This window comes from Indolivaga macrotermitis (genome assembly GCF_900128985.1).
Taxonomy (GTDB): Bacteria; Bacteroidota; Bacteroidia; order Bacteroidales; family Dysgonomonadaceae; genus Dysgonomonas_A; species Dysgonomonas_A macrotermitis.
Genome location: NZ_FQUC01000004.1, coordinates 34159 through 52661 on the forward strand (window position 1 = coordinate 34159; position 18503 = coordinate 52661).

At 41.4% G+C, this 18503-nt stretch carries 19 protein-coding genes; 7 read left to right on the plus strand and 12 right to left on the minus strand.

What is annotated here, in order from left to right; all coding sequences use genetic code 11:
- Nucleotides 1–252 precede the first annotated feature (252 nt).
- The 7 genes from BUC12_RS07090 to BUC12_RS07120 form a co-directional block, all read right to left on the minus strand.
- A complete protein-coding gene (locus BUC12_RS07090) occupies nucleotides 253–2352 on the minus strand; it encodes a hypothetical protein (RefSeq protein WP_062181406.1) in 2100 nt (699 codons plus the stop codon).
- Nucleotides 2321–3364, minus strand: coding sequence for a hypothetical protein (locus BUC12_RS07095; protein ID WP_139262021.1), 1044 nt, complete (start codon nucleotides 3362–3364; stop codon nucleotides 2321–2323). Before BUC12_RS07095 ends, BUC12_RS07090 begins: the two co-directional genes overlap by 32 nt.
- 125 nt (nucleotides 3365–3489) lie before the next feature.
- Complete coding sequence (locus BUC12_RS07100) at nucleotides 3490–4377, minus strand: hypothetical protein (RefSeq protein ID WP_062181412.1); 888 nt, start codon at nucleotides 4375–4377, stop codon at nucleotides 3490–3492.
- On the minus strand, nucleotides 4374–4754 hold the full coding sequence (locus BUC12_RS07105) for a LytTR family DNA-binding domain-containing protein (RefSeq protein WP_062181415.1): 381 nt from the start codon (nucleotides 4752–4754) through the stop codon (nucleotides 4374–4376). Before BUC12_RS07105 ends, BUC12_RS07100 begins: the two co-directional genes overlap by 4 nt.
- 217 nt (nucleotides 4755–4971) lie before the next feature.
- Nucleotides 4972–5532, minus strand: coding sequence for a flavin reductase (locus BUC12_RS07110; protein WP_062181418.1), 561 nt, complete (start codon nucleotides 5530–5532; stop codon nucleotides 4972–4974).
- A gap of 46 nt (nucleotides 5533–5578) precedes the next feature.
- Nucleotides 5579–6169, minus strand: a complete 591-nt coding sequence (locus BUC12_RS07115) for a class I SAM-dependent methyltransferase (RefSeq protein WP_062181421.1) — start codon at nucleotides 6167–6169, stop codon at nucleotides 5579–5581.
- 78 nt (nucleotides 6170–6247) lie between these two features.
- On the minus strand, nucleotides 6248–6556 hold the full coding sequence (locus BUC12_RS07120) for a hypothetical protein (RefSeq protein ID WP_062181424.1): 309 nt from the start codon (nucleotides 6554–6556) through the stop codon (nucleotides 6248–6250).
- Nucleotides 6557–6955: 399 nt separating this feature from the next.
- Here BUC12_RS07120 and BUC12_RS07125 point away from each other — a divergent pair, with 399 nt between their 5' ends.
- Nucleotides 6956–7903 carry a helix-turn-helix transcriptional regulator gene (locus BUC12_RS07125; RefSeq protein WP_062181427.1) on the plus strand — a complete coding sequence of 316 codons (948 nt, stop codon included), beginning with the start codon at nucleotides 6956–6958 and terminating at the stop codon, nucleotides 7901–7903.
- A gap of 26 nt (nucleotides 7904–7929) precedes the next feature.
- On the opposite strand, the gene BUC12_RS07130 is transcribed toward BUC12_RS07125, so the two are convergent.
- Both BUC12_RS07130 and BUC12_RS07135 read right to left on the minus strand, forming a co-directional pair.
- The gene (locus BUC12_RS07130) at nucleotides 7930–8952 is read right to left on the minus strand and encodes a hypothetical protein (RefSeq protein ID WP_062181429.1); all 1023 of its coding nucleotides are present in this window, start codon (nucleotides 8950–8952) and stop codon (nucleotides 7930–7932) included.
- Nucleotides 8953–8961: 9 nt separating this feature from the next.
- Nucleotides 8962–9819 carry a hypothetical protein gene (locus BUC12_RS07135; protein WP_062181432.1) on the minus strand — a complete coding sequence of 286 codons (858 nt, stop codon included), beginning with the start codon at nucleotides 9817–9819 and terminating at the stop codon, nucleotides 8962–8964.
- A gap of 575 nt (nucleotides 9820–10394) precedes the next feature.
- Here BUC12_RS07135 and BUC12_RS07140 point away from each other — a divergent pair.
- Nucleotides 10395–10925, plus strand: coding sequence for a GNAT family N-acetyltransferase (locus BUC12_RS07140; protein WP_062181435.1), 531 nt, complete (start codon nucleotides 10395–10397; stop codon nucleotides 10923–10925).
- Between the two features lie 13 nt (nucleotides 10926–10938).
- Nucleotides 10939–11112, plus strand: a complete 174-nt coding sequence (locus BUC12_RS20015; RefSeq protein WP_157257543.1) for a hypothetical protein — start codon at nucleotides 10939–10941, stop codon at nucleotides 11110–11112.
- A 263-nt stretch (nucleotides 11113–11375) separates the two neighbouring features.
- Here the strand turns inward: BUC12_RS20015 and BUC12_RS07145 are convergent, their stop codons facing one another.
- The gene (locus BUC12_RS07145; protein WP_062181438.1) at nucleotides 11376–12407 is read right to left on the minus strand and encodes an AAA family ATPase; all 1032 of its coding nucleotides are present in this window, start codon (nucleotides 12405–12407) and stop codon (nucleotides 11376–11378) included.
- The gene (locus BUC12_RS07150; protein WP_062181440.1) at nucleotides 12388–12825 is read right to left on the minus strand and encodes a hypothetical protein; all 438 of its coding nucleotides are present in this window, start codon (nucleotides 12823–12825) and stop codon (nucleotides 12388–12390) included. Before BUC12_RS07150 ends, BUC12_RS07145 begins: the two co-directional genes overlap by 20 nt.
- 341 nt (nucleotides 12826–13166) lie before the next feature.
- Here BUC12_RS07150 and BUC12_RS07155 point away from each other — a divergent pair, with 341 nt between their 5' ends.
- Nucleotides 13167–13595, plus strand: coding sequence for an Hsp20/alpha crystallin family protein (locus BUC12_RS07155; RefSeq protein WP_062181443.1), 429 nt, complete (start codon nucleotides 13167–13169; stop codon nucleotides 13593–13595).
- Between the two features lie 529 nt (nucleotides 13596–14124).
- Here BUC12_RS07155 and BUC12_RS07160 read toward each other — a convergent pair.
- Nucleotides 14125–14673, minus strand: a complete 549-nt coding sequence (locus BUC12_RS07160) for a GNAT family N-acetyltransferase (RefSeq protein ID WP_062181447.1) — start codon at nucleotides 14671–14673, stop codon at nucleotides 14125–14127.
- A gap of 218 nt (nucleotides 14674–14891) precedes the next feature.
- On the opposite strand from BUC12_RS07160, the gene BUC12_RS07165 reads away from it, so the two are divergent.
- From BUC12_RS07165 to BUC12_RS07175, 3 genes are all read left to right on the plus strand, one after another.
- On the plus strand, nucleotides 14892–16274 hold the full coding sequence (locus tag BUC12_RS07165; RefSeq protein WP_062181450.1) for a M57 family metalloprotease: 1383 nt from the start codon (nucleotides 14892–14894) through the stop codon (nucleotides 16272–16274).
- Nucleotides 16275–16562: 288 nt separating this feature from the next.
- Nucleotides 16563–17198 (plus strand): tetratricopeptide repeat protein, encoded by a 636-nt coding sequence (locus tag BUC12_RS07170; protein ID WP_062181453.1) that lies wholly within the window; start codon nucleotides 16563–16565, stop codon nucleotides 17196–17198.
- Nucleotides 17199–17370: 172 nt separating this feature from the next.
- Nucleotides 17371–18363, plus strand: coding sequence for a DUF2971 domain-containing protein (locus BUC12_RS07175; protein ID WP_139262022.1), 993 nt, complete (start codon nucleotides 17371–17373; stop codon nucleotides 18361–18363).
- Nucleotides 18364–18503: the final 140 nt, after the last annotated feature.

Below are 18503 nucleotides of genomic sequence, written 5' to 3' on the forward strand. Positions count from 1 at the left end.
CTTTTGCCAAGCGGAAGGGCGGATCGAAAAAGAAGATGCTACCTATCAACAAATATATATACTTCATCAGAGCTTTATCAAAAGCAAGAAAGCCCGTGATATCACATCACAGGCTTTTTTTCTTTAAAAACAACACTTTCTTTTTGAATTAACACTAATCACTATGGATTTGTATTTATATAAACGTATATGTTTCTAAATAGTTCAATTATATATAAAAAATATCATGTTAAAAATTGTAAATTATTTTTTTTAATTAAAATACGATGCATACCTGTCGCAGTTACTGAAGCACCATCCATCAGTCAGTAATTTATTATTTGTCAGCGAGGTAGCCTCCTTCACATATTTATCTACCGACTTCGATAATGTAGCTCCCCACAAGTCATACCTATCGTTTTTGAAATTATAATTATTTCCATTGTAATAACGGAGCAATGCCCAGCATTGTTCATTCGCCATAGATATACCCAGCGCATATCTGTAGGCAGCTTCGGCTTTCATATCACTATTCCGCACTACGGACATAATACGTTCGAGATCGAGCATTTGTGTAGCATAACTCAGTTTATAATCACTGATAGGATTTTCGCTCTTATACTTGCCGAAAGGGTCGGCGTAAAAGTATTCGAAAATATTAAGCGTACGGTCATATCCTTTGCTCACCTTAGACAGGTATTCGACAGCCTTATCGAAACGCAGGATACGCATATATTTAGTACCTATGACCTCGTTGTAATAATCGTCGTTCTTATAGCATTTGGCTGCCATAAAGCGTTCCGATGGAGTATTTCCTCCCTTGTTCAGTATTTGTTTGTACTTAATAAGGCTTTCGACGCGAACGGTATCCATCATTCCGAATACGTCGGTATAAAAATCGGGGTTCCATTCGCTTCCCTCACCATATCCTACCTTCGGATGCTTTTCCCTGTACCTGATAAGGGTACGCAGGTACTCGCTGCTCATACCTACTGTCAGTAGAGCCTGTGTATCCCTACCCTTCTTCATATAGCGGGGTGCCATAATGGATACGGTAAGTTTACGCAGCATATCGTTATAATAATAGAAGCTGTAATTGTCGAATACCCAGTTGTCGTCATATTCGTTTATAACCCTGTCGGATATATTAGACTCTACCAAGCCGCAAAGCCACTTGAGATGGGGCAGCATACGGGCATCGAAGGCTGCATCATACGATCCCGTAAGGGCGTCCATCATTACATGAAGTATTTTGATGTTGGTCTTTACAAGAGGTGTACCAGGCAATTGCTCCGCTTTGGTTATATACTCTTTTGCGAGCTTCACATCATTATCGAGCAGGGTAAGAAAAGCCGCTGCATATTGCCACATGGCACGGTTGCCGCACTGCTTATCGGCGGCAGCCTCTAAGGCAAAGTCGCGCAATTCCATATAACGTACCCTGTTGTACCGGAACGAAGTATAACCGTATCCCCAATCAGAATCTTCTCTACCGTATTGCTTCTGAAATTCCTCGCTGTAATCACTACCGTCAAAAATATATTCGTTAGCACGGACTTCGGCTTCACGACAAATGTTCTGCACAAGCAGATCAAGTTCGGGCGAACGGGGATTGTATTTATACAGCACTTTAATACGGTCTATATCCGATTTTGCGGTCTTATTGGCACTCCACCAGAAACCTGTAGACACATAATCGCCTTGCGAATAAAGCTGCATAGCCCTGTCGTAATCGCCCCGTTTGAAGTAAATACCGCCTATGTACTCGCCACTCATCCGCTTTACTGCCGATTCGGGTGCTTTGGTCAGATACCTGTCCCATATATCGATGCAAAGACTGTCTTCGCCCATAGTGTAGGCTGCACGTATAGCCTGTAACATGTAGCGCGAACCAAACTTCGTTCCCTTATAAGCCAATGCCTGATCGACAATGGGTTGAAGATCGTTAAACTCCATATCTTCTTTGCTCGGGTACCACCACTTATCGTTACGGTGCTCGCGGGTTATTTCGCACCGCTTTGCCAGCATCAGATATTCTACGGCATCGGTATCACGGGTATCTATAAGACTTTGTACAAAGCTGTTACGCGACGAATCTTTCCGGGATATGCAACCCAGTATTCCCGACATTTCGTCATAACTGTATTTGTACACTACGTCGTATACATCTTCGTACGTGGCTTTTCCCGATACATATTGCTGCCATTCGGTAATATTAGGGTCGGGAGCATCTTTTTGCTCGATGTAATAAAACTTATCGGTCGTATAGAAGGTGTAATACTCGCTGGGCTTGTAGCTATACGAACCGCACGGAATTGCTTCCAGACTTATTAACGTGAGGCTAACGGCGGCGATATATCCTGTCAATTTCATCTTGTGTATATTTAGAGAGGTTACGTGAATCGAGGTGGTACATTATGACCGAATAACCGGACAACTGGTGTTCGAGCAATTTTTTCACTCCTATAATATCTTCGAAATGAGAATCTTCGAAACGGATTTCGTCTCCCGGTGCCAGGTATGCCCCATCTACATAGAAGCCTTTCTCCACACGGTACACATGGTTACCTTTGAGCTTAAGGTTAGGGTTGTTGCGGTCTGCCGTACGCAGAAGCGACTGAAACTTCCCTTCCCTGAACAATACTGCCCACGAAAATGCCGGATAAGCTATATCCATCGGCAGTTTATAACCTTCCACACGGCTTGCATACGGTTTCACATCCTGCACCCTGAGTATCGAATTGCTCTCTCCGGGATGACGCACTGCTCCCGTATTGTAACACATAAGTACTCCCCTGTGTACGGGCGGAACTTCCATATTGAGCTGATGAAGGCGGATGGTAGCCGACAGCCTGATGCCGTCTTTCAACAACAGTGTATCTACTTTACGCAGAAAACGGAAGTAAACGCCTTCGGTAGTAGCCGTCCAGTCACAATCGATCTGAACCTCACTGATATTTGGTATATCATTGGTTTCGGACATTATCCTGATACGATTTACCAGACGCCCGGCATAGTCATTCATATCAAACATCTTGAACAACTCATTGTCTATAAATACGGTAGGTACAACTTCCAGACCGGCAGGCACGGTGTCTTTAAAGCGGATAGTGGCTTCGGGTATAGGACTGCGATAGTTGTCGGGATCCTGATATACATCGAAATACCGGATATAAATACGCCCGATACGGTTGCCGGTAAGAAAGTTGCGGTCTTCGTCTGTCAACGAAAAGGTGGTTTTCCAATAGTACACCGAGTTACACGCCCGCCTGTTTACCTCCAACGAATCGGAGGTATCCGGCGAGGGTGCTGATGCCGAAGGTTTGCACGACATCGTAGTAAACGTGAGTAGTAATAATTGTGTGAAAAGAGTAATTATTTTCATCGTCTATATTGTGTTTTGATCTTACAATCTTACCGGTAAACCACAAGGAAAAGAGACAATAAGCCCTCCGGCAAAGATTTTTACGGAACCTCTTCGCCTCTGTTTAGTATTTATTTATCGATTGATTATTTTACCCGCCAGACTATGTACGACACGCTTGTGAGTGCGGCATCCGGAAAAGTTCCGTATTCGGTCAGCTTCCCGTCTTCAGTCCGATACCATCCGTGAGCGGTAGACCCTACCAGATAGATGGCTTCGGTGACTCCTATATCGACCAGTGCCTGCGAAAAATCGTGAAACGACTCGCTGCTACGGCTTTCTATCATCACCACCTTATCGTGGCGAATGGCTAAGGCACGGCGTATCGATTTATTTTTAGGATTGTTTTCGACCAGTTCGCCGTTCTTTACCAGCGGATACTGGCGGAAAAAGTATCCCGATTCGTCTATCGACTTTTGCAACAGGGGTGTATCTTCCGAAACCCCGACCGAAATGTCGTCGCCGATCACTGCACAGAATCCTTTCTTGGCGACTCCTCTCGACAGGCGTTTGCCGTTCAGCACAAAATCACCTACAATATCCTTATTATCAGTGCGTATATCGGCAGCCTGCATAACGCAGATAATGGTCGAATCGGCTCTGTCGGGTATACCTACCGATAGTGTCAACGCCGCATTGTGAGGCGTATATATATACATCGGCACATCGTTCACCGTCTCTTCCTGTACTTCGATATAACCTTTTGGTTCAACGGTTGTTACCGTATCTACAGCTTGAGTTTCGACTGTAGCCACACTTTCGTTTTCGGGTTCGAAATAATATGCGGGCGCATCTTCTTTCAATACAAAATACAAGCCTATCAGAGCTATGACTATTACCGCCACTATGCCCAATATGGCAAGACGCCGGCGGCGATTGTGATCAGGGTCGGATTGCTGCATTTCGGGACGGTCGTCGCGCGAACCGAGAAAATACACTTCGTCTTGGTTATCGGTATGTTGTTTATTAGTCATTTTTCAGTCCTCCTGCTATTTAAGCTGTCCTCCAAAACCGATTTCAAGGCTTTCAGCGCTTCTTTGGATGCCGACAGTGTAAAACGTTCGGCGAAACGCATATCGGACAGTACCAATTGCTGACGCGATACATTGATATAATAGATATAACTGCTATTGATAATCAGGCTTTTGCCGAGACGTATAAACAAACGGGCATCGGCTTCGAGCTGTTCTTCGATCATACGCTCCATCGTTCCAAGATTGATCGTGAACAGATGCTCTTCGGCGGTTGTGAGTACCATGGTCGAATAGTTGCCATCGGACGATACATAGACGATCCTCTCGGGAGAGACACGTACTAAGTCGTTACTATTTGACAATATCAGGTACTTCACAGCGGTTGCTTTTTGTTTAATACAAATGTAAATTATATCCTTCAACTTTACACTACCTTCTTATACGATATGTACAAAATAGTTGTTTGGCTGTACAAAATACCCTGTAAGGCTGACAAAATCACGGACAACGTTGCACTAATTTTAATTCATCCGATTCTCAGGAAGTAAAAATAAACATAATATACTGATAACCTATATCTTGACTAATATTTACTCACACTTCTTTTTTCTCCCAAACATGTGTAATCTCCCCGAATACATATTTGCGGTAGTCGTTCGGCGATTTGTAGGCTTCTTTCAGATAGTCGCGGGCTTCTTGTGTATAAAAGTCATCGGGATCGGGCATTGTGATTTGTGTCAACCGGCATTCGATTATTAAACGGGCTTCTTCGAAAGATACGTTTCCCGACGGGGTTTGTATGCTTGTCAATTGCACTTCTTCCATTTTGATACTCTCCCTGCCCGACTTACTTCCCAGAAAGAGTATTTGCTCTTTGTACTCCTTCGGAAAATAAGACATGGTATAGGTTTGCTCTTTTTCGATCAGTTCGAGCGTATAACGGTCCGACCGCATAGCACACCATGTGACAGGCTTTTTGAATAGTAGCCCCAGACCTCCGCCGCTGCCCGTCATCGAATTGTAATGTTCGGGAGTGCCTGCGGTGATCACCGGTAAAATTTTCCCGACTAAGGTAAATACGTTATCGGATATCTCTTCGGGGGAGATCGGGTTGAATAAACTCTCGAAATTGGCTGATGCCGAATGTTGTTTCATTGCTTTTACTGTTTATATAGTTTGTTATTAGCGAGCACAATATGTACTACAGGCGCACAAGCCAGTACCAGTGCGACGGTACGAATATGACACGCCTGCGGCTGCGTTGCGACTTCTGTAACCGGAATCCGTTACCGAATATCTTTTTAATGTATTCGGGGCTCAGCTTCATATCGTTCGGCGACTGATCGAGCGCCCAAACCAAATGTGTGCCTCCGGGTTTCAGCAGCCTGTGTACTTCTTTCACATAGCTTTGCTGCCCTTCGGAGGTCAGGCAATGAAAGCAGCCGACATCGAAAGAGACATCGAACGGTTCCGATAGCATTTTCAGATCGGTCACATCCCCTACCAGATAGGTGGGTCTGTGCTTGTCTTCGGCAACCCGTTGATCTGCTTTATAGATAGCGACGGCCGAAAAATCGACTCCTGTAGCTTCTACTTTCCGGCTCGCTACAAACCGCGAAAAACGTCCGAGTCCGCACCCCAATTCCAACGATGTGCGTGGCTTACAGGTTTCTATCAGTTCTTTCAGTTCGCGGGGGATACGTATATCGCTCCATGTCCAATGCGACAGCGAACTGTATGCCTGATCAAATTCCACGTTGTTCGATGGAGGTCCTGATGTAATTATTTCCATATCTAAATTGTTTTTTATAAACCGGTTACGATGGTATTTCGCAACCGGCTTTATTAGTTACTACTGTTTTTTGAAGGTTCATTGTCCGAAGCCGAAACCGAAGCCACGGTGCATGCCGTGCATCCTGTTTTCCATGGCTTTCTTTTTTTCGGTGAGGAATGCCTCTTTTTCTTCGCGAGACATATTCATCCATTTTTCGCAACGCGAATCTATCGCTTCTATCGAAAAACGGTCTTCGTGCCTGTCAGCACCTTCCATCCATTTATTCATGAACTCCAGTTTTTCGCTGTCGGTCATTTTAGACCATTCTTCTTTGATTTTTGCTCTTTCGTCGTTACCAAAATGTCCTCTTCCGATGAATCCCATTCCAAAATCTCTTGTTGTCATAATTGTTACTGTTTTTATGTTTTAATTCTATTTTTTATTGAGAGCTCTCTAATTATGTAGACAACATGAGCCGAAAAATATTTTATTAGAAAACGATATTTTTTTTTGCACCATATAGCTTTTTGAAGGAATACACGCCAATAATCTACTGACATACAGCATATTTATACTCTTGTTTATTTTTTACTTTTTTGTATGAATTAGTCATCATAAAGCGTTCTTCTAATTTTGTCCTTTTGCTGTTTGCTTCGTTTTGCATCAAGGCAAAATGAAGAACAAGCCTTTAGGCGCGTTAGTATTTCCATGATTTATTCCTACTTAATTGATATCACAAAACTATTATATCTTTTAGAGATAAAATACCTATATTTGACACATTAATAGTCGAAAAAGACTTTCATGAAAGAATACAGACAACAGACCGAACCTGCCATACTCCGAAGGCTTGCCCATATGCTGGGGACTAAAATAGTGGGCGGAAGGCTGCAAATCCCTGAAGGATCAGGCAGTGGATATTGCGCCGGTTATATTTTTGATGATCATATCCGGATGCTTATCATGAACTATAAGCTGAACGAGGATTTGGTTGTCGAAAATCCCGACATTGATATTCCGGGCAGAATGATACTCTTTAAGTTTCAGAATATTATATCTAAAACAGGATTACAGGTAACAAAAATGCCTTCGGTACTGATTACGACCAGCAGCATGAATACCGATACCGTTATTCCGATCGATACCGAAACGGAAGCTATTAATATAGAAGTAGATGCCGATTATCTGAACAGCCTGTTCGGGTCGTCCGAAAAGTCGCCTGTACTGCAAAGCCTTCTCGAAAATACACAACCTTTGCTTTTCGAGCAGATAGTTCATCCTGCTTTACAGAAGATAATAGACGAGATTGTGAATGAACAGGTTAACGAAACATTCGCGTTGTTCTTTCTTCGCATTAAGGCGGAAGAACTGGTTTGCAGGCTATTGATGCAACTGGAGGAACGGGACGAAAAACACCTTTATCCGCTGAATATCCGTGACATACAAACTATTTACAGAGTGAGGGAACAAATACTTGAGCATCCGGAAGTTCCGCCACTTATCGCAAACCTGGCGGCTACGGCCAATATGAGCCCGTCGAAACTGAAACGCATATTCAGGCAGATTTTCGGTAACAGTATTTTCAGTTATTATCAGGCATTCAGGATGAAAGAAGCTGCCCGTCTGTTGAAGGAAGGGCAGCTTTCGGTATCTGATGTCGGCTACGGACTGGGATTTACCAACCTAAGCCACTTTTCGAGGGTATTTAAAGAGCATACGGGTATGAATCCGAAGCAATACAGCCGCTCTTGATGATTATGTTAAACTATTAGTTAAAACTACTTAACGAAACTTAGCTCGCTGCGAAGCTGCTGTATCTCTTCGTTCTGCTTGTTCATTTGCTGCGCCTGTTCCGAGAGTTTTTTATCTTGCTCAATAACATACAGCGTCAATTCTTCGATCTTTTGTAAAAGTTTTGCCTGCATATCGCCGAGACTGACTCCTTCGGCTTTCACTTCGGCTTCGGATGGGATGCCGGGCAGATGGCGATGCTCGGTTATATGGGCTTCCACTTCTTTAAGCGTCGGTAGTTTGTAATCGTCGGCAAAGACAAAGTCTGCCCAGCCTGTTTCGACCTTTACTTCCGTTGCACGGATTGTACCAACTACATCGAGCTTATTCTGAGGTGTTTCAGTACCTATACCTACATTGCCACCGTTGAAGAAAGAACTGCCATTGGTTAGTAATCGTATTTTTTCGACATGAACTCCCGTAGAAGGCGAAACAAACATACACAGCGTGGAATGCAGTAAGCCTTTATCAGAGCCTCCGGGTTTGATTTCGAGCCTGTTAAATGCATGTACTCCTGCTGCTGAACCTACTACCAGCGAATGACCTGCATACTTTAGGTAGGTATAAGACCAACCATTTATAGTCTCTGCCACAGGTAGATGCAGATTAGATAAAATGGATTTGCCATACACCTTTAAATCGCCGTCTATCTGCTGCTCTCCTTTATCGGTCAATACTTTAGCCCACGGACCTGCTCCCTGTTCATTGGTGCTTCTGACATATACCGCTGCAGGAGAATTAGTGCGGTTGATACCGAATAACATTTGCCCTCCCCAATAATAAGGTCTTTCGCCCATTGATTTATTTGTAGAATGTGCAATATTAAGACCCCAGAAAAAATCATAATTCTGATTCGGTGTATTTAACGAGTTTTTGGTCACAGACTCATAAAACCCCGAATATCTCATTGTTCCCCAATCGGTAATATTAAGTGTATTTATCGTCTGTGAAAAAGAATTTAAGGTTACTACACTCCAAAAAGCTGTAACAGTTAGTGTTTTTATGTTCATTATGATAGTTTATTTTGTGTTTTCTAAAATGCTGATTCGTTGGTTTTGCTCTTTAAGCATCTCTTTTTGTTCGTCTATAACTTTATTCTGTTCTATTACATACAGCGTCAACTCTTCGATCTTTTGTAAAAGTTTTGCTTGCATATCACCAAGACTTACGCCTTCGGCTTTCACTTCGGCTTCGGATGGGATGCCGGGCAGATGGCGGTGTTCGCTTATATGGGCTTCCACTTCTTTAAGGGTCGGTAGCTTGTAATCGTCGGCAAAGACAAAGTCTGCCCAACCTGTTTCGACCTTTACTTCAGTTGCACGGATAACTCCGTTTACATCCAGTTTATTTTTGGGAGTAGCGGTGCCGATGCCCACATTGCCACCATTGAAATAGGATGCTCCATTGGTATGTATTTGTACTACATTTTTGAAATCGGTATGTGTAGTACTCGTAAACATCTGAAAAGATGTATATCTCAATGCATTGGCATTAGTTCCGGGATATATCTCAATCTGGTTGTGAGTCGACATACCTGTCGGTGACGCTATGCGCAGTGTATGCCCTCGGTACTCTAAATCCGTTCTATTCCAGCCGTCTGTGATAGATGTAGGACCTAAATACAGACTTTTTGCTGTGAGTTTTTCCTGTACGGTCAGATTACTTCCTATTTTCACTCCACCAGTAAAGTCTCCGGCATAATTAAGAACCAGAGTATTATTTACATCGTGCACTATTGCCCTGCCTCCGGCTCCTCGGGCTAAGCATCGCATTTTGACATCGGCTGTACCGTTAAATGTAAAGTAATTATCTTGTGCTGACAGTGTTACAACGACTAAAGACAGCAGTGCAGTTAGTAAAATACGGCGATTTTTCATGTTATTAGTTTGTAATTGTTTTAAGTTAAGACAGGATTCCGTTGTCGGCATATTACCGTGCATCAGGCATGTCTATTCAAATGTATGACTAATATACAAACAAACCTTAAATAATGTTATAAAAAAAGCCCGTGATCTCACATCACAGGCTTCTTCAACTTAAAACAACATTTTTTTTACAAACACTAATCACTATGGTTTTGTCTTATATCGTTAAAACAATAGTGTTGTCATATAGTTCAATTTTATCTATCGTATTAACTTTTTCATCAGTCATTTTTAACAAAAACCAACCTAAAAGATCTTCCTTTCATAAAAATAAACATCTAATAATTAATTTATTACAACAAGTATTTAATATTTATTATTTTCTATCGACCGGATACAACAAGTTTATATTTTGACATATCGGGGCCGATGAATATATAACAATTGGGGCATCCGTTTAGATTACTTCTGTTATAAAATTGTATGGGGATTTTTATTAAGAGTCTGTTTAAATTTTAGCGAAAAAATTCATTACAAACTCTTAATCGTATATTTGTTTTTATCTGAAGAAAAAAAACGAGCATGTTATGATAACACCTTTCGGAATACGACACGAGAACCCCTCGGACTTTGCGACGATTTACGACCTCATCAAAACGGCTTTTGCTACTGCCGAAGTGAAAGACGGGGACGAGCAGGACTATGCCGAAGATCTTCGCAAAAGTGACGGTTACATTCCTCAGCTTGCGTTGGTTGCCGAGCACGACGGACAGATTGTCGGGCACATTATGTTCACCCGTATATACATCACCGGAAGCGACGGGCAGAAGACCGATACCCTGATGCTATCGCCACTATCGGTATTGCTCGAATACCGCAGCACGGGCATCGGTTCGGCTCTGGTCTGCAAAGGCTTTGAGATAGCACGCCGGATGGGATTCGGTTCGGTATTCGTGGTAGGTTATCCGCTCTATTACAGCCGTTTCGGGTTCGTAAGGTGCGACAAGGCTTTCGGTATCGGTAACACGAACGATATACCGGGTCAGTACGTTATGGGCTACGAACTTACCGATGGCACCCTGAAAGGCTGCGAAGGCGGTGTGATAGATATACATTGAGAGGAAAATAATTATGGAATATTTCTTTCTTTCGATACCTTTCTTTCTTATAATAGCATTTGTATTCAAGCTGTTAAATAAAGACAGAACAGCTTTAGTATTCTACGTTATAGGTATTTCGGCATTTGTTGTACCTATTATTATTGGTATTATCTTTTTAGTTTTCTATCTATTAGGAATGTTCTGATATAGATACAAACCTTTACCGTACAACCGTCATTACCGACCGTCAACTCCGGACGGTAGATGACGGTAGTTTCTGTCGGTTACTTCATCTTTTACCAAAAACATACGCACCTATATATCAACAATATAAACACTAAAAGAAGTATATATCTACCGGCATTTGCCCGTCACCGTCTACTTACCGTCAACCGTCACGTATATATATATACGTGACGGTTGACGGTAGTCAGTGACGGCTTTCGGTGACGGTAAAAAAAGAGATGCCTAAACCGATAACGGTAACTGATATTGTATTGTTTCATCGGATGGATACAGGCAATATTCGCCATTACTATTTTTGTCTATCAGTTGTTGCCCTATAGCTTCCTTTATCTTCCTTTCGGCAGTACGTGCGCTAATCGACTGGCATTTCATCAGCCTGTTACGTAAGTCGGCATACGAAAGAGAATTTATGGTACTAAATATACGTTCGAAATGTTCATACAAAACGCTATCCGTTTTCGTCTTAACATCGTTCTTCCCGCACATTTCGGGCAATCCCTTATCATTGATCAGGAAATGAAATTCGTCGAAAGGACGGTTGCGGGTAAAGAGCGGACGGACGGTAGACACACCTCCCGTACGGCTGATACCGAGCACCGTTTCGGACTTGTTTACGATCTCCGTTCCGAGATGTCCGCGCAGTTGTCCACCGACCTTATTTTCGTGCAACACAGAGCATATATGACAGTTGTGGAGGGTGGTGAGGCGCATCAGCAGATTGACGGTTTCGCTACTCTCGTCGGCCGAATTGAAGTCGCGAACCAAGTCTCTCACCCCATCGAGAAAGACGAGCGACGGCTGCCACTTCTCCACTATCTGTGTAAAGATGGCAGTACGTTCGGCAGCACTGTATTCGCGCAGCGAAAATACCTTCAGACGGTTGTTGTTCAATCGCGGATCCCATCCCGCAAGGCGGTGTATACGGCGGGCTGTTTTAAGGGTGCTGTGGCGTGCCATTTCGGTGTCGACCACCAACACTCTCGCCTGCATATTATGGTCGAGCATACGGGCTGCGAGGAGGCAAACCAGAAAGGTTTTGCACGACTTGGCAGCCCCTCCGATAGTCGATATATTGCCTTCGGAAAACAGTACCCCCTCGCCTATCGAAAGCAACGGCAAAGGCTCGGCAATCTCCTTCGAAAGGTCTATCTGGCATTCGGCAACGAGGTCGGACTGAGGCACTCCCACCTCACCGGCATCCACTTCGGGAGCCTGTCCGCAGATACGGGCAATATCACTGTAATCCAATTGCATACAACAGATTCTTACGGATTACGTCATCAGGCTGGTCGGTCAGGTTGATCAGGCACGAACTGATCTTTCCCATTTCGGGCAATTGCGGTTTCAGCGGAAACAGCAGCGTCACCAGATCGCTGTCGTCGAAAGCCACCACACGCTGTACCCGTTGGTTGATCTCCGTCCATATATCGAGGGGTTCGAGCGTCTCCAGCTGGCGGTGTATCTCCAGCAGGTTCCATATCAGTTCCGACTGGCGGCGGATATAACCGTCATTGGCATTGGGGTTCTGCTTGTACATTTTCAGCTTCACCGACAGGTCTTCGACAATCTTACCGAGACGGGCTGTTGGCGACACAAATTCGCCCGCTTCGGGCATGCCGTAATATTGTTGGATGCGTTGCCCGATGTACCGGGGCAGGTCTTTTCGTTCCATAAGCTTCAGTTTTTTACGTTATAGATAAACTTCGGCAGGCGGAATGGTACGATTCTGAAAATTTGTCACTGAAAAGATGTCCTGTTTTCTGACAAACAGTCTTATTACCAACCCTTTGACAGAAACTCACATCTCTCAAATAATTTATTAATTGACAATATATTACAGCCTGTTTTAAACTTTTTTAAACCTCACGGGTACACATTCGGGCACGCTGTTTGCCATTTTACTGCCGGAAGCCGCCCGATGGTGAACACACCAAAACGGCTCGTATAAGTGAACCGTAACGGCGGATTCTGCAATGAATAGATTGTTTAATAAAAAAATAGGAGGAATTTACGATGACTAACTTTTTAAGAAGATTTGATTCGAGGAGAAACACTCTGCCATCATTATTCAACGACAATTTCTTTACCGACTTTTTTGAAAGTAACAATTTTCCGGCTGCCAATGTAACCGAAAATAAGAACGGATTCGACATCGACCTGTCTGTTCCGGGATTCGACAAAAGCGATATAGATATTAAGGTGGAGGACAATGTATTGACCGTTTCGGCTAAGAAGGAAAACCGGATGGAAGAAAAAGACAAAGACAATCGCCTGATCCGTCAGGAATTCAGCGCTTCGTCATTCTCCAGAAGTTTTATCCTGCCCGATAATACCGATGCCGAACATATTTCGGCTAAACACAAGGATGGTATACTGAATATCCACCTCAATAAAATGGATAAGGTGATAGAAGACAAGGTTAAAAAGATTGAAATAGGTTAACTTTTTTCACTCAAAATCATCATTCAACTTTACTCTCAATTACTTTTAGATGGGGCGTTGTCCCGTTAATCCAATAAATCGCCGTACTCTAAATTATGAGTACGGTGATTTGTTTTACTAAAAAAAGAGGTTTATTTTTTATTCTGCTTAAATCAGTGATTTTTTTTGCGAGAATTTTGTACTAATATTTTCGCAATCGAAATATATTAAAATTCTGTTTTACAAACATTTACTCTATTGTGTATATAATTCATCGAAAATATTTATTATTTTTTGAGTGAACCATTATTCCTCGTTTGCGTTTATACATCAGACCTTCACACTTCGAAGGTTCGTGTTTATTCAAAAAAAAAGTGTTGTTTTTAAGTAGCGAAAGCCTGTGATGTGAGATCACGGGCTTTTTCGTTTTTCGTCGCAAACAAATGTATACGACAGATGAGTATAATTTTAGTTTTTGGTTATAACTACAGCTTTTTCTTTTAACCTTCGTATTTGCCGGCCGGCTCTTGTCTCCGCAACCGGATACTTGTCAGAGGTTCGGCTTTTGATTCTCCCAAGCCGCCTTTGTCAATTCGAGCCAATCTATCTGAACACCATTGTAGTCGAATGTTTCCTGAAAGTCAAAACCCAATTTAGCCAGTACATTTTTCGACTTTACATTTTCGGGGTTAACTATTGCATATATTATATCGAGATTCAGATTTTCGAATCCATAATCCAATATCGCTACCGACGATTCGGTCGCAAAACCTTTTCCCCAATGTTTTCTCTTAAATCTGTATCCGAGTTCGTAAAAATCGGTGTGATTGTTTAACGGCTCGTTAAAATATTTCAGTCCTGCCCAGCCGACACATTCTTTTGTCGATTTGTCGGTTACCGCCCAACGGGCTATACCGTATTCGCGGTATTGTTTTTTCAGTATTTCGATCACAGGCCGTACTTCCTCAATCGATTTTACAGGTTTGTTTTCGATATACAAATGAACTTGGGGATCGGAGTCCATTTCATACAGATCATCTTCGTCTACGTAATCTACTTCTCTCAAAATGAGCCGTTCCGTTTCTATAAAAATCTTCATCTGTCAGTCTTTTTGCGAAAATTAGCAATTATCTGCGGAATAAATACTATTTACTGTTTAAAACTCCTTATCTCCCGGTTCAAATGCTGTTCTGTTGCGGGCTTCCGAACGTATGTCGTAAATGAGTATAATTTTAGTTTTTGGTTATAGTCTCTTCTTTTTTTAATGGACATATTTGCATACAGACACTAATTTTCAAACCTAAATTTTTACAAACTATGAAATTTATTAAACCTCTCTGTATTTTACTGATCGTAGCATTAGTATCGGCTTGCCAGAACGAAACGATTGAAGATGGAAACTCTCCGCAAACATCAGGTGATATTTCAGGAGATCTCGCACTGATAAAACAGTTGGGAATGGATATCACAAATATCGAAGATCTAGGGGATAGCTATGTCGTTGAAGGCGATATTATTTTGTCAAAAGAACAACTCCGGAGACACACGTCTTCTTCGAACGATTCTTTAACATTACGGCAAAGCAGAAGTACAAATCTTGTTAGCCAGGCAAATGTTTCTAATATCTCTGTCGGATTCGATTCATCTATGCCAAACATAGGGTCAGACTCGGGCTGGAGAGATGCAACACAATCCGCTATAAATGAATGGAATAGCATACCCGGATGTTTAGTCAAATTTACATTGACTACAGTAGCTAATCCTGACATTAAAATCAAATATACAACTGTAAGCGGAACATGGGTTGCCCGTGCTCTTACACCCTCTAATAATAAACCGGGAAGCTATGTTGAAGTCAATTCCACATCGAATAGTTATTCTTCTTTAGAAAAAAAATATGCAATAGTACACGAGTTAGGTCATACATTAGGGCTATTACATACCGACTTTAACTTGGAGCTAAGCGAGACTAAAAGTAACAATCCCGGCATCCTGATTCCGGGAACTCCGTCCGGTGGTGGTTTAGGTCCTAATATGAGTGATAACGATATTAATTCTATAATGAATTATAAAATGGCTACAACTTGGAAAGGATTCTCCTATTACGATGTTGTTGCTATAAGATACTTGTATCCTGCTAACTCTCAAATTTCGGCATCTTCTACAGCTGTCGGCTCAGGCACAGATGTTACTTATACTATAGGAGTAAATCCTCTATCTAGTACGCAGATAAAATGGGAGTCAATACAAAATGCAACTCTTACTTCCGGCAACGGGGTATCTAAAGCCACCTTCAAAGTATCAGGTAATGGCTATGCACGTGTCAAAGCCATTGTTACATTCTATGGGAATAATTTTAGTTTCGAACATTCTTCTGTTTGGATAGGTAAGCCTGCAACACCTACTAATATTATCGGATTCGAAACGAATAATAAAATATTTAACTCCAGATCTCAATATTCATTTACTGTAGCTCCTGCTAATGGTGCAACAAGTTATCGATGGGAGGTATCCGGAGGAACTATCATAGGAACTTCAACCGGAGCAAGTATTACCGTCGAAACAGCTGTTTCTATAGGAACCACACCTAAATATCTGGATGTGAAAGTATATTCTGTAAACCAATACGGTGAAAGTACATTTTTATACAGAACCGGAACTATTAAGTCTGCCGGTGACGGCCCTTCTATCATTTTATAAGACACAAATATTCTCTGTTTTAACAACAAAGCCTCTCTGTAACGGGAGGCTTTATTTTTTTCGTGAACTATTATTCTTCACTAGCGTTTATACATCGGACTTTCACACTTCGAAGGTCCGGTGTTTATTCAAAAAAAAGTGTTGTTTTTAAGTAATAAAAGCCTGCGATGTGAGATCACGGGCTTTTTCGCTTTCGGGAGTGCTTTACGATTGTACTTTTTATCGTATATTTACCTGTATATTATTGAACTTAGAATTAACACGATTTTTTTTCTTAACACCAAAACTATGGCAGAAACAGAACTCCCCCCATTGTCCCCCGAAGCTAAAGAAGCTTTGAGGTTAGGACATGAAGCGTATGATAATAAAAACTATCAGGAAGCCATAAGACAATATGAGATATATTTGAAGGAAGAACCTGAGGATAGTGATATTTTATCAAGGTCAGCATATATACATGGTGCTATTTTTCAAAGATACAAAGAAGCCGAAAAGCTCTTATTAAAGGTGATAGAACTTGTCCCTAAAGACTTGGGGGCATATATTAACTTAGGATCAGCTAATATTGGATTGAAAGAATTCAAAGCTGCTGAGTTTTATCTATTAAAAGCTCTTGATCTAGCCCCAAAGATGAGTGGAATTCTAGCGAATTTAGGTCTTGTGTATGATGAGCAAGGGGATTTAGACAAAGGAGAAGAATACTATCTAAAAGCATTAAAGCGTTCTCCATATAACCTTATTGCTCTAAAAAATCTTGCTTCACTATATTTCAAAAGGGGAGATATTACTAATGCAAGATTAAAATTTGAAGTAGCAGAAGGTATAGCAATAAAAAAAAGAGACATTACATATATTAACGATGCATTAATATTCATATACAATAAAGAAAAAGCATTTGACAAACTTGAAAAAAAAATGTTTTGAACTTAATAAAGCAATCTTAGAAATATATACTTTTCGAGATACTGATAATGCTAAAGAGATTCAAAAAATTGTTACAAATATTCTCAATGCTGATTCTGATTCTTTTTTCTCTTCTAGAGTACCCAAAGATTCTCTATACAGAAAAGAGCTAACTAATATTTATTCAAAATCGATGTCAATAGTTCAACAATTATTTGTAGATATTGACACCGAAAATATAGAAAACCAAGTAGCACATTACACAAAAAAGTGGGTAGCTGAGCAACTCCTTCTAAATAATTCTCCCATGCAATTGAATACGGTAGCCAAAGCAAACGATCCGGGTGAAGGAAAGCCTCTTCTTACATATTTAGGCATTAGGGAAGATTGCATTTCGGATGAACATCAAGCATTTGTAGCCAGTTTTATTTTTAACCCCGACAGTTTGAATCAGTTTCGTCTGTATGGTAAAGAAGAGAATAAAGAAGCAACAGGACTAAGCTTAGTTTTTAATAAAAGTTTCTTCAATAAAGATATAACTATCAATAAAGCTCTTTTTACTAGCAGTCTTACTGAAGCGCCTGTTGATGAAATAAAAACAGAAATAAAAGAAGATATACAAAACGAACATGAATCCCTCTATCGTTGTATCTACTTAGACCCTACTACCCGACAGGTTATATCGGTCGGACATAAAGAGGATTACACATTTTACAGAGAACAACTACATACAGGCAGAGAAATAAACCAAACGGTAAAAGACGAATATAAGGCATATAAAAAAGAAATAGAATCCACGACAGATAAAGTCCGCGAAGAACTAAGCGAACTACAGGAAGAGATAAACAAGCTCCTTTCTTCCATTACCGATGAGCAGGAAAAGAAAAAGGTCGAACAAACTATCTGCGACCTGCTTATCCACTTGCGATATCTGGTAAAGCATGTCGCTTTTAAAGAAGAACAAGAATGCCGTATTATTTGTGTCGAATCATTAGACAAAAATGAAAGGATATTAGAAGATATCAATAATGAACGCCTATATATCGACTATCGCACAGCAACAGATTCGGTTACCGACATCTACTTTGCGCCGAAAGCTGAAGGTAAAACAGCATTCGGCGACAGGCTCAGGTATCACGGGCTGAAAATAAAATGTCATCAATGCGAACATCCGTTCAGCACCTGAATGAAAGAGCATAAAGACAGAGACTTCAAAAGGTTTCTGTCTTATTTTTTTCTATCAAAACAGTCCTTCCGATTTCTGTCAAAATGTCACATCACTACCCCATCTTATTTTTGGCACAAGATTTGAACAAACCCTAGTGT

What these genes read in the sequence shown, in the direction of transcription:
- BUC12_RS07090 (WP_062181406.1), bottom strand. Translation starts at nt 2,352, where the DNA reads ATGAAATTGACAGGATATATCGCCGCCGTTAGCCTCACGTTAATAAGT.
- BUC12_RS07095 (WP_139262021.1), bottom strand. Translation starts at nt 3,364, where the DNA reads ATGAAAATAATTACTCTTTTCACACAATTATTACTACTCACGTTTACT.
- BUC12_RS07100 (WP_062181412.1), bottom strand. Translation starts at nt 4,377, where the DNA reads ATGACTAATAAACAACATACCGATAACCAAGACGAAGTGTATTTTCTC.
- BUC12_RS07110 (WP_062181418.1), bottom strand. Translation starts at nt 5,532, where the DNA reads ATGAAACAACATTCGGCATCAGCCAATTTCGAGAGTTTATTCAACCCG.
- BUC12_RS07115 (WP_062181421.1), bottom strand. Translation starts at nt 6,169, where the DNA reads ATGGAAATAATTACATCAGGACCTCCATCGAACAACGTGGAATTTGAT.
- BUC12_RS07120 (WP_062181424.1), bottom strand. Translation starts at nt 6,556, where the DNA reads ATGACAACAAGAGATTTTGGAATGGGATTCATCGGAAGAGGACATTTT.
- BUC12_RS07125 (WP_062181427.1), top strand. Translation starts at nt 6,956, where the DNA reads ATGAAAGAATACAGACAACAGACCGAACCTGCCATACTCCGAAGGCTT.
- BUC12_RS07130 (WP_062181429.1), bottom strand. Translation starts at nt 8,952, where the DNA reads ATGAACATAAAAACACTAACTGTTACAGCTTTTTGGAGTGTAGTAACC.
- BUC12_RS07135 (WP_062181432.1), bottom strand. Translation starts at nt 9,819, where the DNA reads ATGAAAAATCGCCGTATTTTACTAACTGCACTGCTGTCTTTAGTCGTT.
- BUC12_RS07140 (WP_062181435.1), top strand. Translation starts at nt 10,395, where the DNA reads ATGATAACACCTTTCGGAATACGACACGAGAACCCCTCGGACTTTGCG.
- BUC12_RS20015 (WP_157257543.1), top strand. Translation starts at nt 10,939, where the DNA reads ATGGAATATTTCTTTCTTTCGATACCTTTCTTTCTTATAATAGCATTT.
- BUC12_RS07145 (WP_062181438.1), bottom strand. Translation starts at nt 12,407, where the DNA reads ATGCAATTGGATTACAGTGATATTGCCCGTATCTGCGGACAGGCTCCC.
- BUC12_RS07150 (WP_062181440.1), bottom strand. Translation starts at nt 12,825, where the DNA reads ATGGAACGAAAAGACCTGCCCCGGTACATCGGGCAACGCATCCAACAA.
- BUC12_RS07155 (WP_062181443.1), top strand. Translation starts at nt 13,167, where the DNA reads ATGACTAACTTTTTAAGAAGATTTGATTCGAGGAGAAACACTCTGCCA.
- BUC12_RS07160 (WP_062181447.1), bottom strand. Translation starts at nt 14,673, where the DNA reads ATGAAGATTTTTATAGAAACGGAACGGCTCATTTTGAGAGAAGTAGAT.
- BUC12_RS07165 (WP_062181450.1), top strand. Translation starts at nt 14,892, where the DNA reads ATGAAATTTATTAAACCTCTCTGTATTTTACTGATCGTAGCATTAGTA.
- BUC12_RS07170 (WP_062181453.1), top strand. Translation starts at nt 16,563, where the DNA reads ATGGCAGAAACAGAACTCCCCCCATTGTCCCCCGAAGCTAAAGAAGCT.
- BUC12_RS07175 (WP_139262022.1), top strand. Translation starts at nt 17,371, where the DNA reads ATGTCAATAGTTCAACAATTATTTGTAGATATTGACACCGAAAATATA.